Raw genomic sequence first — 15,025 nt, 5'->3', positions numbered from 1 at the left:
ATGAGTAGTTTACTTGAGGTTAAAGACCTCGTGATCAAATTTGGTCTGCGTACAGGCGATGTTACCGCCACCACAGGCGTCAGCTTTACCCTTGAAAAAGGCGAAAGGCTCGGTCTTGTGGGAGAGAGCGGTGCAGGCAAGTCTGTGACAGGATTTTCAATAATAGGTCTCATTAGTAAGCCGGGCTATGTGGCAGACGGCAAAATTCTCTTCAACGGCGACGATCTTACAAAGATGGAGCGTGAAGAGCTGCGCCACATCAGGGGGAACCGCATCAGTATGATCTTTCAGGATCCTATGATGACTCTCAATCCGGTTCTTTCTATCGGGACGCAGATGATAGAAACACTGCTCGCACATAATCCTGAAATGACAAAAAAAGAGGCGAAAGCTATCGCCCTTGATAAGCTTAAGAAAGTTCATATACCCTCACCTGAAAAACGTCTCAGCCAATATCCGCACGAGTTCTCCGGAGGTATGCGTCAGAGGATTATCATAGCGATTGCACTGCTTACCGACCCTGAGATAATAATAGCAGACGAGCCTACTACAGCCCTTGATGTTACTATTCAGGCAGAGATAATGGATCTTATTATCGAGCTGTGCGAGACAGACGATATGGGGCTTATACTCATAACGCATGACCTCGCTGTTGTGGCACAGGTTACAGAGCATATCGCTGTTATGTATGCCGGGCGGGTAGTCGAGAAAGGGCGGACAAAAGATGTCATAAACAACCCTCAGCACCCTTATACTCAGGGGCTGATTGCGGCGCTGCCGGAGGGTGCAAAAGGGAGCAAAAGGCTGAACCAGATACCTGGCATGATGCCCACCCTGACCAATATCCCGCCGGGCTGTGCCTTCCACCCCAGATGTCCCCATGTGATGGATGTCTGCAAAAAGTATGTTCCTGCATTGATTAAAGTTAAAGGGATGGACACAGAGGCTGCCTGCGTTTTGTGCAGCTTTGAAAAAGAGGGGGTGTCAGGTGAGTGATAAGACTAGTGAGACTCCGCTTCTCAGTGTCAGAAACCTCTATAAGCGGTTTGATATATCCGGCGGACTGCTTGATCAGATAAAATTTAAAAATGGAAAGTTTAAGCTGGAGCAAACGCTCGTAAAGGCTCTGAATAACGTCAGTATAGATATCAAAAAAGGCGAAACATTCAGTGTTGTCGGAGAAAGCGGCTGTGGGAAATCCACTCTCGGACGTACCATTATGGGGCTTTACCCTCCTAATGGCGGCGAGATATACTATAAAGGCGAACGTATCGACAACCTTAGCCCAAAGAAAATGCTGCCTTACCGAAGCAAGATGCAGATGGTTTTTCAGGACCCGTATGCATCGCTTAATCCCAGAAAGACTATAAAACAGACCCTTGAAGGTCCTTTGAAATATCATAACCCTCATTTGTCACCATCAGAGGTGAAAGACAGGATTGAAGAAGTTATGCTTCAGGTCGGAAGTGACCCTAAGTGGATAAGCCGTATGCCGCATGAGTTCTCCGGCGGTCAGCGCCAGAGGATAAGTATTGCAAGAGCACTTGTCGTTGACCCTGAGTTTATCGTTGCGGATGAGCCTATATCTGCACTGGATGTTTCCATTCAGGCTCAGATACTCAATTTGCTTATGGATGCTCAGGAGCAGAGGAATCTTACATATCTTTTCGTGGCTCACGATCTTTCTGTGGTGGAGCATATCAGCACTAATGTTGTTGTTATGTATCTGGGGACTGTCTGCGAGCTTGCGGAGACATCACTTTTGTTTGGTGAGCCGAAACACCCGTACACAAAAGCTTTGCTTAGTGCGATACCTACTCTGGACGGAAGAAAGTCTGAACGGCTGAAACTGACAGGGGAAGTGCCCACTCCTATAAATCTGCCAAGTGGATGCGTCTTTCACGGAAGGTGCCCCTATGCAGACGGCAGATGCCGTGAGGAGATCCCTGCTCTTATACAGCACAAAGACGGAAGGAAGATTGCCTGTCATGCTGTTGAAGAAGGCAGAATATAAAAATATTTAAAGCGGAGCATAAAACCTCCGCTTTTTTGTTTGCTCAAAAGTTTCTTCTGAAATCATAAGATAATTTTTATTAATTGTACCTTGGTACGATGTTTTTTCTTTACAGAGCTGTATGCTTAATCATAAGTATTATTATTTTATGAGGTGCAGTAATGGCTCAGTCAATCGGTACAGTTAAATCAGTAAACGGATATGTAGTTGCCAGAACACCTGAGGGTGAAGAAAGAACCCTTAGCGTTGGCGATATAGTCAGTAAAGACGAACTGGTGATTACTTCACCGGGATCAAATATAATCATAGCTCTTAATAACGGCGAAGAAATCCAGATGGACGGCGGGCAGGCTGTTGCCATGGATGATACTGTTATAGGGGATATGGACGCAGGTGATGTCGAAGCTGATGCCCTTGCGATACAACAGGCTCTGGAGCGGGGCGAAAATATAGAAGACCTCGAAGATGCTACTGCCACAGGCGAGGAAGACCTGGCTAACTCCTTTGCGCTTAGCTTCCTCCCGGGAGATATGACTCAGGGTAATGTCGGAGCATACCTTCTCGACGCAAGTGATGTCGGCAATGGCGCAGATGATGGTCTGTTTGCAGACGAACAAGGGAGCAACGGAGAGGACAGTACAATACCAGTCGCCGTAGCGGATAATGCTACAGTTAACGAAGACGGAACAATAACGATAGCTGTTCTTGATAACGACTACGATGAAGACGGGGACACCCTAACTGTCTCAATTGCAACTCAGCCCGCAAACGGAATAGTTGTCGTTAATTCAGACGGCACAGTTACATATACACCTGCTGCTGATTATAACGGCACAGATAGTTTCACCTACACCGTATCTGACGGTAAGGGCGGAACTGACATAGCTACAGTAAACCTTACAGTGAATCCTGTTAACGATAATCCAGTTGCAGTTGACGACATCGTCACACTTGACGAGGATGCAGCAACAGTCATTAACGTTCTCGACAACGATTCAGATTTAGACGGCGACGACCTTACAGTTTCAATCGCTACCCAGCCTGAACACGGAACAGTCGTTGTTAATTCAGACGGCACAGTTACATACACACCTGCCGCTGATTATAACGGTACAGATAGTTTCACCTACACCGTATCTGACGGTAAGGGCGGAACTGACACAGCCACAGTGAACCTTACAGTTAATCCTGTTAACGATAATCCAGTTGCAGTTGATGACATCGTCACACTTGACGAGGATGCAGCAACAGTCATTAACGTTCTTTCTAACGACAGTGACTTAGACGGCGACGACCTTGCAGTGAGTATCGCTGCCCAGCCGGAACACGGCACAGTAGTAGTTAATTCAGACGGTACAGTTACATACACACCTGCTGCTGACTATAACGGCACAGATAGTTTCACCTACACCGTATCTGACGGTAAGGGCGGAACTGACACAGCTACAGTAAACCTTACAGTTAATCCTGTTAACGATAATCCAGTTGCAGTTGATGACATCGTCACACTTGACGAGGATGCAGCAACAGTCATTAACGTTCTCGACAACGATTCAGATTTAGACGGCGACGACCTTACAGTTTCAATCGCTGCCCAGCCGGAACACGGCACAGTAGTAGTTAATTCAGACGGTACAGTTACATATACACCTGCTGCTGATTATAACGGTACAGATAGTTTCACCTACACCGTATCTGACGGTAAGGGCGGAACTGACACAGCTACAGTAAACCTTACAGTTAATCCTGTTAACGATAATCCAGTTGCAGTTGATGACATCGTCACACTTGACGAGGATGCAGCAACAGTCATTAACGTTCTTTCTAACGACAGTGACTTAGACGGCGACGAACTTACAGTGAGTATCGCTACTCAGCCGGAACACGGAACAGTCGTTGTTAATTCAGACGGCACAGTTACATATACACCTGCTGCTGACTATAACGGCACAGATAGTTTCACCTACACCGTATCTGACGGTAAGGGCGGAACTGACACAGCTACAGTAAACCTTACAGTTAATCCTGTTAACGATAACCCAGTTGCAGTTGATGACATCGTCACACTTGACGAGGATGCAGCAACAGTCATTAACGTTCTCGACAACGATTCAGATTTAGACGGTGATGCACTTACAGTTTCAATCGCTGCCCAGCCGGAACACGGCACAGTAGTAGTTAATTCAGACGGTACAGTTACATATACACCTGCTGCTGATTATAACGGTACAGATAGTTTCACCTACACCGTATCTGACGGTAAGGGCGGAACTGACACAGCTACAGTAAACCTTACAGTTAATCCTGTTAACGATAATCCAGTTGCAGTTGATGACATCGTCACACTTGACGAGGATGCAGCAACAGTCATTAACGTTCTTTCTAACGACAGTGACTTAGACGGCGACGACCTTGCAGTGAGTATCGCTACTCAGCCGGAACACGGAACAGTAGTAGTTAATTCAGACGGCACAGTTACATATACACCTGCTGCTGATTATAACGGCACAGACAGTTTCACCTACACCGTATCTGACGGCAAGGGCGGAACTGACACAGCTACAGTGAACCTTACAGTTAATCCTGTTAATGATAATCCAGTTGCAGTTGATGACATCGTCACACTTGACGAGGATGCAGCAACAGTCATTAACGTTCTCGACAACGATTCAGATTTAGACGGCGACGACCTTACAGTTTCAATCGCTACCCAGCCTGAACACGGAACAGTCGTTGTTAATTCAGACGGCACAGTTACATATACACCTGCTGCTGATTATAACGGCACAGACAGTTTCACCTACACCGTATCTGACGGCAAGGGCGGAACTGACACAGCTACAGTGAACCTTACAGTTAATCCTGTTAATGATAATCCAGTTGCAGTTGATGACATCGTCACACTTGACGAGGATGCAGCAACAGTCATTAACGTTCTCGACAACGATTCAGATTTAGACGGCGACGACCTTACAGTTTCAATCGCTACCCAGCCTGAACACGGAACAGTCGTTGTTAATTCAGACGGCACAGTTACATACACACCTGCTGCTGATTATAACGGTACAGATAGTTTCACCTACACCGTATCTGACGGTAAGGGCGGAACTGACACAGCTACAGTAAACCTTACAGTTAATCCTGTTAACGATAATCCAGTTGCAGTTGATGACATCGTCACACTTGACGAGGATGCAGCAACAGTCATTAACGTTCTTTCTAACGACAGTGACTTAGACGGCGACGACCTTGCAGTGAGTATCGCTACTCAGCCGGAACACGGAACAGTAGTAGTTAATTCAGACGGCACAGTTACATATACACCTGCTGCTGATTATAACGGCACAGACAGTTTCACCTACACCGTATCTGACGGCAAGGGCGGAACTGACACAGCTACAGTGAACCTTACAGTTAATCCTGTTAATGATAATCCAGTTGCAGTTGATGACATCGTCACACTTGACGAGGATGCAGCAACAGTCATTAACGTTCTCGACAACGATTCAGATTTAGACGGCGACGACCTTACAGTTTCAATCGCTACCCAGCCTGAACACGGAACAGTCGTTGTTAATTCAGACGGCACAGTTACATATACACCTGCTGCTGATTATAACGGCACAGACAGTTTCACCTACACCGTATCTGACGGCAAGGGCGGAACTGACACAGCTACAGTGAACCTTACAGTTAATCCTGTTAATGATAATCCAGTTGCAGTTGATGACATCGTCACACTTGACGAGGATGCAGCAACAGTCATTAACGTTCTCGACAACGATTCAGATTTAGACGGCGACGACCTTACAGTTTCAATCGCTACCCAGCCTGAACACGGAACAGTCGTTGTTAATTCAGACGGCACAGTTACATACACACCTGCCGCTGATTATAACGGTACAGATAGTTTCACCTACACCGTATCTGACGGTAAGGGCGGAACTGACACAGCCACAGTGAACCTTACAGTTAATCCTGTTAACGATAATCCAGTTGCAGTTGATGACATCGTCACACTTGACGAGGATGCAGCAACAGTCATTAACGTTCTTTCTAACGACAGTGACTTAGACGGCGACGACCTTGCAGTGAGTATCGCTGCCCAGCCGGAACACGGCACAGTAGTAGTTAATTCAGACGGTACAGTTACATACACACCTGCTGCTGACTATAACGGCACAGATAGTTTCACCTACACCGTATCTGACGGTAAGGGCGGAACTGACACAGCCACAGTAAACCTTACGGTTAATCCTGTTAACGATAATCCAGTTGCAGTTGACGACATCGTCACACTTGACGAGGACGCTGCAACAGTTATTAACGTTCTCGACAACGATTCAGATTTAGACGGTGATGCACTTACAGTTTCAATCGCTGCCCAGCCGGAACACGGCACAGTAGTAGTTAATTCAGACGGTACAGTTACATATACACCTGCTGCTGATTATAACGGTACAGATAGTTTCACCTACACCGTATCTGACGGTAAGGGCGGAACTGACACAGCTACAGTAAACCTTACAGTTAATCCTGTTAACGATAATCCAGTTGCAGTTGATGACATCGTCACACTTGACGAGGATGCAGCAACAGTCATTAACGTTCTCGACAACGATTCAGATTTAGACGGCGACGACCTTACAGTTTCAATCGCTGCCCAGCCGGAACACGGCACAGTAGTAGTTAATTCAGACGGTACAGTTACATATACACCTGCTGCTGATTATAACGGTACAGATAGTTTCACCTACACCGTATCTGACGGTAAGGGCGGAACTGACACAGCTACAGTAAACCTTACAGTTAATCCTGTTAACGATAATCCAGTTGCAGTTGATGACATCGTCACACTTGACGAGGATGCAGCAACAGTCATTAACGTTCTTTCTAACGACAGTGACTTAGACGGCGACGAACTTACAGTGAGTATCGCTACTCAGCCGGAACACGGAACAGTCGTTGTTAATTCAGACGGCACAGTTACATACACACCTGCTGCTGACTATAACGGCACAGATAGTTTCACCTACACCGTATCTGACGGTAAGGGCGGAACTGACACAGCTACAGTAAACCTTACAGTTAATCCTGTTAACGATAACCCAGTTGCAGTTGACGACATTAACTCTGTGACTGCAAGCGATCAGGGGAACGGTATTACCCTGCCTACAGCAGAAGCCACACTAACTGAGATATCTACCGGTGGTAACAATAGCGACATAGACCTCAATGGTTACGAGACTATTGAGGGCGGCGATATGTATCTTAATGATAACATTAAAGGTAATTCCGGTAATAACCTTATTGTTGTCGGTGACACATTCGGGGGGAACAATATTCTTGCTGCCAACGGTGACGATGTAATTGTCATTTCCGGAGATATAAAAGGCTATACACATATTAGCGGAGGCGGCGGTTATGATATAGTCGTGCTTGGGAAAGAAGAATCTGCTTATGAAGTACAGTGGATGACTACAAACAATGGTACGATTTCTGACGGCATACTGGACATTGAGTCCGGTGGTGTTCTTAATGTTAATAATGTCGAAGATCTCAGATTTGGCGGAATTTCCGAAGCTACTATTGAGTATGAAGTCAACATTGCTACATCTGATACAGACCTGGACATAGAAAGTTATACCCTGTCTGTTATTAATGCAACTCTTAACCAGGGGACTGACAATGGTGACGGAACATGGACAGTCACTCCGGACCAGCTTGAAGGTCTGAAAGCTATACCTACCGGCAGCGGCGAAGTCTCTGTTGGTGAGGTTAATGTAAATGTCGATCCTGCCGACCTTGACGGTTCAATACCAGGAGACGGCACAGACGCTGATTCTATGGTTTATGGAAATGTCCTTTCTAACGACAGTGATGTAGACGGCGATGATCTTCATGTTGCCGATGTTGACGGAAAAGATGTTAACGGTGAGACTGTTATAGAGGGCGAATACGGTACACTTACAATTAAGCCTGACGGTAGTTATACATACGAACTTGATAATAGTAATCCAGACGTGAGTGGTCTTGGCTCAAACGATACTCTTGTTGACAGCTTTGACTATACTGTTTCTGACGGAACAGGGACAGACGCTGCTAAACTTAATATAACTATAAACGGTGCAAACGACGCACCTGTTATTTCTGTAGAGAATCAGGAGACAACGGTCTCTTATGTCTCTGAAGAAGCAAGCTATAACAATGTCGTAGGACTTTATCTGCTTAATGAAGCCGGTGAGCCGGAGCTTGTTAAAATCCTTGAGACCAATGCAGACTATAGCGAACGCGGCATTGCGTTTGAAGAAGGAAATTTTGGTACATATTCCGGCGACGGAAGTGACCTTCATTTCTTTATTATCGCAGATGGTTACAAAGCTGGTGTTGATTACGATTCTATCAGTTTTGAAAAACAGGACGATGGCAGTTATAAAGTTCTTTATCAGTCTGGCGACAACACTGTTGAACTTAATAAAAACGTATACTTTGATGATGCCTCAATGAATCCGCAGGATGTTAACCACTTCAATGTTAATGTCACAGAGGACGGTGTTACTGTCGTGGGTGTTGAAGATCTTGCTCCGAATGTTTCTGATGAAGATTATGATGATGTCGTGATGAATCTTGAAACACACGGTGTAACTTTTACAGAGGATGGCAGCGCTGTTTATATTGCAAAAGATGTCAGCATATCTGACTCTGACGATACAACCATGACAGTACTGACTGTCACTCTCAATAACATGCAGGCTGGTGATGTGCTGAGTGTGGATGAAAGCATTCTGCCGGATGGGCTGGCATATACAATCGATGGTAATGTTATTACTTTTACAAATGTTGACCCTGATGTTGAGATGCCGAATGCAGATTTTGAAACTGCGGTAACATCCGTTATGTTTGAAAATACTTCCGACACTCCTGATACTTCAGACAGAGAATTCAGCATAACTGTTTCTGATGGTGATGATAACAGCAACACCGCAACAATTTCTGTTGGTGTGGCCGCTGCTAATGATGCTCCTGTGGCAATGGACGACAGCACTGCTCTTGATGAAGACTCGTCAGTTGTTATTAACGTTCTTGAAAATGATGTTGATCCGGATGGCGATGCGCTTAATCTGAGTATCGCTGCCCAGCCGGAGCACGGCACAGTAGTAGTGAACAGTGACGGTACAGTTACATACACACCTGCTGCTGACTATAGCGGCACAGACAGTTTCACCTACACCGTATCTGACGGCAAGGGCGGGACTGACACAGCCACAGTAAACCTTACAGTTAATCCTACTGGAGATGCGCCTGTAGCAGTTAATGATACTCAGTTGGTTAACGAAGACGGCTCGGTATCTATAGATGTGCTTGCTAACGACAAAGACGCAGATGGGGACACGCTGACTGTGACAGAGGTTGGGGAAGCTGCCAACGGAACAGTGACTATTAATGATGACGGAACAATCCAGTACACCCCTGACGAGAACTTCAACGGAGCAGATTCCTTCACATATACCATATCAGATGGTAATGGAGGAACAGACATAGCAACAGTTACAGTTAATGTTGCACCTGTTAATGATGCGCCTGTCGCAGTTGACGATAACGCAACATTTAACGAAAGCACCGTGGAGATAGGGTCTGTGAACCTTGTTCTTGTCCTTGACTCCTCCGGAAGTATGGGGTCAAATGGTATGGCTCTTGCGGAAAGTGCTCTCAAGGCTCTCATAGGAAAATATGGAGACTCTCTGAACAGTGTTATGCTTGTTGACTTTGATACTGATGCCAGACTTGTCTATTCTGCGGATGGTGATAAGTGGATGACTGGTGATGAGGCTCAGGCGGCACTTGATAACTCTTCTAATTTCCGTTCAGGTGGGTACACAGACTATGATGATGCTATCAGCGCTGTACAAGATAATTATTCAGGAGCTCCTGCAGCTGATAACACATATGTTTACTTTCTGAGTGATGGCGAACCTTCAAGCTATTCATATGCTATAAACGACACTGAACGTGCGGAGTGGGTTTCTTTCCTTGAAGGCAGCGATATTGATCAGGTTTATGCTGTAGGTGTAGGCAGAGGTGTCAGCCAGACTGATTCTGACCTGAAAGATGTGGCATGGACAAGTGACCCTGATGGGAATCACGACGGGAATGTTATGATAGTTCTTGATGCAGACGATCTCTCTGCTCAGTTAAACAGTACAGTTAATCTGAATACTGTCGAGGGCAATCTGATTGATAACGACTATGATGCAGACGGTGATTCGCTTGAAATAGCATCTGTCACATACGGTGATGAGACATACACATTTGATGGTTCCGGAACAGACAGCCATGAGTTTGACCTTGGTGATGCAGGTTTTGTTAAAATCTATGCCAACGGTCAGTACGAATATTCTGCCGGAGTGAATGTTGAGAGTAATGTCACAGCAGATGTTTCATATGTTGTGGCAGATACCAGCGGTGCAACAAGCTCTGCTGTTCTGCACCTGACTACCATTGATGGAGAACCTGTAGCGGCTGACAACTTTGCTCAGGCAGATTTTATGTATGTTCAGACAGTTGGCACAGTGCAGCTGGAGGATGGAAATAATACATATTGGGGAGCTACAGGTAGTGTAACTAACATAGAAGTCGGAGCTGACGACCTCGTTGAATTTGAATATTCTGCGGCAGATTACGGCATAAACAATACTCTGGAGTGGACTCTTGTCAGCCTCGACGGAACTGTTATTTCAACTGACAGCATAACTGTAACTGCTGATTCAGGTAAAATAACTTTTAATGATATTGAAGCAGGCAACTATAACCTTCTGGTTAGTATGTATGACAGGACAGGAGACGGGGACACAATGAACCTGTCCGGGGCTGTTAAGATCGTGAGCAGCACTAAGCCAGATGGTCAATTCGAAATTGTACTTGGTCTGATTGCAGGTAATGTCCTTTCAGACCCTAACTACAACCTCGAAGGTGCTGATGCATATGGAGCGACTGACACTGTCGGTTCAGATGGTGCTTCTCTTTATATTTACACTGGCACAGGCTACGAAGCTGTGGGCTCAGACGGTGCTACAGTTACTAACGAGTATGGCTCACTCCACATAGATCAGGACGGCTCATATGAATTTAATCCGGCATCCGGCGTTGATATTGGTACTGTTACGAGCTTCCAGTACGCTCTTGTTGAAGAGGGGGCGGATCCGAATGCAGGTTCTGGAGATTTTGATACTGCGAACCTCGTTATTAAACTTGGTGCAGACACTGACTCAGTAAACCTTATTGAAGGTGATGGCTCTGACATTACAGGCACATCAGGTGATGACGTGATAATTGGCACAGAAGGCTCAGAGTCAATTAATGCTGGTGATGGCGACGATTTTATCGACGGGCACGGTGGAGGAGACAATATTCAAGCCGGAGCCGGTGACGACACGATTGTTTATCACGCAGGCGATACTGTTGACGGTGGAGATGGAACGGATACTCTCCTTATACTTGATAATAACCATATTGATTTCAGCAGCTTACATGATGTCAGCAACATAGAGGTGATAGCATTGGGCAGCGAAGAAAATCAGATCATTGATAACCTTAGCATTTCAGATGTACTGAATATCACCGATGATGACAACCTGCTTCAGGTTACAGGCAGCGAAGGTGATCAGGTTGATATGAGTGACTGGGTTAAAGGTGATAATGGGATGTTTACAGCCAGTGATGGTTCTGATGTCTCAGTGCATATTAACGGGGATTTCTCTTTTGATGCTGATTCTAAGATTATCACATTTGGAGCTATGAGTGACGATGGTACTCAGAATGGCGGTGACACCAGTCAGGGATAATCATTAAAATAATAACGAGGGTTGCTCGGAAGGGCAGCCCTTTTTTCAGAATGTTTCCACACGGTTTCTGCCGTATCGTTTTGCCTGATAGAGTGCTTTGTCGGCTTTGCTAATAAGGTTGATACTGCTGGATGAGTCTTCAGGGACTTCTATTGCGACACCAATACTTATTGTAATATACTCAGAGACCTGAGATGCTCCGTGCGGTTTTTTGCTGTCAGCTATATTTTTTCTGATTGTTTCTGCTATGTGGATTGCACCGTCAGCATGGGTGAAAGGCAGCATGATAATGAATTCTTCGCCGCCATAGCGGGCAGCGATATCGTCTGGTCTGCTTATGCTGTTTTTTATGATTGATGCTACTTCTTTAAGACAGGCATCTCCTTCAACGTGGCCGTGAGCATCGTTATAGCTTTTGAAATAGTCGATGTCTATCATTAGTATTGCTATACTGCTGTTATTTCTGGCAGAGCTTTTATATTGTTTGATATACTGTTCGTCAAAGAATTTTCTGTTGTAGATCTGTGTGAGCGCATCGATATTTGAAAGCTTTACGATCTCTTTATTAAGGTTTTCTATCTTGTCCATAGCTCTGTTTGCCGCAACTGCAAGCTCTTTCAGTTCGAAAGATCCGGTTTCTGACAGTCTGACTGAAAGGTCATTGTTGAGTTCTATCTTTTTGAATCGTTCAACTTTTTGTCGAAGTTCAGAAAGAACAAACCTATCAATTATAAAGCTCATCAGAATTATTGTGAGAACGCCTGACAAAACTAATACAATTATGGAATCTTTGAGGACATTATTCATATGTGTATTAAAGGCTCTGTCTTGTTCGAGTCTGATTTCGAGAAGTTTGTCTCCTGTAATGTCGTAAAACGAAATATCATGATAGACAGAGTTTCGGTTGGAGTAATTAAGTGAGTATGCGATTTCTTTGGAAATATGTGTAATATTTTTCTTTTCCTGACCGCTGATATCCGTATGGTATTCAAGCCGGTATCCTGTGAGTTCAGAGAGTTTATCGACAAGTTTCTGGTCAAAAACTATTGTCATGACGAGGTAGCCGTTAGCCGGAAATTTTGAGTCTGATTTTGTTATTGGAGCTATAACCGATAGGAAGTTGCTTCCGTTATTGTCAGATTTCATATAAAAATCCATCTTTCGGCTGTTGGCAATCTCCTTTAGAGTGGGGCTGCTGGCTTGTATCTTTTGGGCTAGTTTCTGTACATCGGCAGTATATTCATCATCAGTAAGTTGATATTTGAGAAACATATTACTGTCAAAATATAATATCGATGTAAGCCCTATATCCCGGAGCACGCTGTCGTATATGTTGCTTCTGATATATTTAATATTCAGGTCGTTCATAAAATAATAGGTATCATCCCATGATGCCCAGTCGTTGAGAAAAGCTTTGTAGTAATTTACTCTGTTGTCTATGCTTTTCACTATCTGATGTCCGACTTTCATAAAGTGGTCATTTTCGAGATGATTAAAGGCATGGAATATTTTTTTGTGCATATATATGCCGAGGCTTGAGAATGCAATTGTGAAAGCAAAAAGAAAGATCAGGATAGTTTTGTTTTTTAACGTCATAGTGTTTAACTTATTAATAATTCTTTACAGGCATTACGCAATATCATTGATGTGAGTATAAAGGGAATATTTTTGTATATCACGCCCTTGTTTGTTTATAAAGAATATTGTTAATTCTGAATATTATGTCAAGCCTCACTTGTCAGTCTTATTCCTTTATGTGCGACTAGAGCGATAACATAGTTTTTTCAGGCTGATAAAGTTAATCTCTACATCAGGTTGGAGGCAGTGTAGTAAAGCGTGGGGCTACAGCGTCTTAGCTGCTAGATTAAACCATTTAAGCGCTTCTTTGTTGTCTGCTTTACCGCCCCTTCCGGTGCTCAGCATACAGCCCAGATTATACATCGCTTCGCCATGCCCCTGCTCTGCCGCTTTGCGGTACCAGTAGACAGCATCATCGTCAGACTTAAGCGTGCCTCTCCCTCCTGCGTAGAGTAGCCCCAGACGGTTCTGGCAAGGCGGATGACCTAGATTTGCACCCATTTCAAAATAGTTAAATGCCTGCTCAAGGTTTTTGACACCGAGATAACCGAAGAGGTAGAAGAGTCCGGTCTTGTATATCGCATCGGGCATGCCTTGGTCTGCTGCTTCTTTGTAAAACACAAAAGCTTTTTTGGTACTCTTTTCAAAGTATATTCCGCTGCTGCAAAAGCTGCCCAAAAGAAATTTCGCTTCAGCAGAGCCCAATTTCGCCGCTCTGATATACATGCGCAGAGCCATTTTTATGTTTTGAGGAACTCCTTCCCCGTGTTCGTACATGTGGGCAAGCATCGCGCATGCGTTTTTGTCGTCAAGGTTATTATTAAGCACTTTCAGAGCCTTTTTTACCTTACCCTTGTCAAGGTAGTCCGTTGCATCTTTGAGTGTTTTTTTGCGGAAGAGTTTAAACAGTTTCATTGTTTATTATAGTATAGTTATTATTCTTTTTGGTGAGTGGGTTTGATGTGCAGCTTTCCGCATGAGTAAAATCTACGAACCTATACGGGAGATGTTCGTCACGTCCGGCGGGTATGCCCAGCCTTGTGGTCTGTATGATTTTCTCAGGGCTGTAACCTACATCCTCAAAATAAAATATACCCGGCATAAAGTTCCTGCCGTTCCACTCTGTGAGCTTCAGCCCCAGAGACCTGCATAAAAGTGTCTGCCCTGCGCAGAGCCGCTTTACCTCTCTTTCTCTTCCGTCAGGCATAGGGTTAAGTTTCTGCATTACGTCAATGGTTTCAGATGGGCTTTGGCTGTCCACATAAGGCACTGCGCCTTTTATTAGTACAGCATTTCCTTCGCCTTGGCAGCTTACGTTCAGTGAATCCTTGCCTCTGGAGTAATACATATAGATCGTGCCGCCTTCCATGAAGAGCGCTTTCCGTTTTTCAGTATAGCCAAGAGACGCATGACTACCCTTTTCGGTGAGGTAGTAACATTCGGTTTCTATTATCATCGCAGAGAGAAAAATATCTCCGTGTTTTTTGCGTATGACCTTTCCCAAAAGGTCAGCTGCGAGCTCTTTTGCATCTTTTTGAAAGAAAGTGTTGTTTAACATGCTTTGATTTTAATGATTTTGAGTGTAAAATGC

Annotated in this window: 6 protein-coding genes; 3 read left to right on the top strand and 3 right to left on the bottom strand. The window is 44.7% G+C overall.

The genetic code is table 11. The features are described from left to right. The 3 genes from DACET_RS12630 (at position 1) to DACET_RS12620 (ending at position 11,856) form a co-directional block, all read left to right on the top strand. On the top strand, positions 1-996 hold the full coding sequence (locus tag DACET_RS12630) for an ABC transporter ATP-binding protein (protein ID WP_013011766.1): 996 nt from the start codon (positions 1-3) through the stop codon (positions 994-996). Continuing rightward, a complete protein-coding gene (locus DACET_RS12625; protein WP_013011765.1) occupies positions 989-2,014 on the top strand; it encodes an ABC transporter ATP-binding protein in 1,026 nt (341 codons plus the stop codon). The genes DACET_RS12630 and DACET_RS12625 overlap by 8 nt, the downstream gene beginning before the upstream one ends. 161 nt (positions 2,015-2,175) lie before the next feature. Beyond that, positions 2,176-11,856: a retention module-containing protein gene (locus DACET_RS12620; RefSeq protein WP_013011764.1), complete on the top strand. Its 9,681-nt coding sequence runs from the start codon at positions 2,176-2,178 to the stop codon at positions 11,854-11,856. 45 nt (positions 11,857-11,901) lie between these two features. Here the strand turns inward: DACET_RS12620 and DACET_RS15730 are convergent, their stop codons facing one another. The 3 genes from DACET_RS15730 to DACET_RS12605 all read right to left on the bottom strand — a co-directional run bounded on the left by DACET_RS15730 (position 11,902) and on the right by DACET_RS12605 (position 14,992). After that, positions 11,902-13,452, bottom strand: coding sequence for a sensor domain-containing diguanylate cyclase (locus DACET_RS15730; RefSeq protein WP_013011763.1), 1,551 nt, complete (start codon positions 13,450-13,452; stop codon positions 11,902-11,904). A 246-nt stretch (positions 13,453-13,698) separates the two neighbouring features. Beyond that, positions 13,699-14,349 (bottom strand): tetratricopeptide repeat protein, encoded by a 651-nt coding sequence (locus DACET_RS12610; protein ID WP_013011762.1) that lies wholly within the window; start codon positions 14,347-14,349, stop codon positions 13,699-13,701. After that, positions 14,336-14,992 (bottom strand): DNA-3-methyladenine glycosylase, encoded by a 657-nt coding sequence (locus tag DACET_RS12605; RefSeq protein ID WP_013011761.1) that lies wholly within the window; start codon positions 14,990-14,992, stop codon positions 14,336-14,338. Before DACET_RS12605 ends, DACET_RS12610 begins: the two co-directional genes overlap by 14 nt. Positions 14,993-15,025: the final 33 nt, after the last annotated feature.

This window comes from Denitrovibrio acetiphilus DSM 12809 (genome assembly GCF_000025725.1).
Classification (GTDB): Bacteria; Chrysiogenota; Deferribacteres; order Deferribacterales; family Geovibrionaceae; genus Denitrovibrio; species Denitrovibrio acetiphilus.
This window is presented reverse-complemented; position numbering and strand designations above follow the sequence as displayed.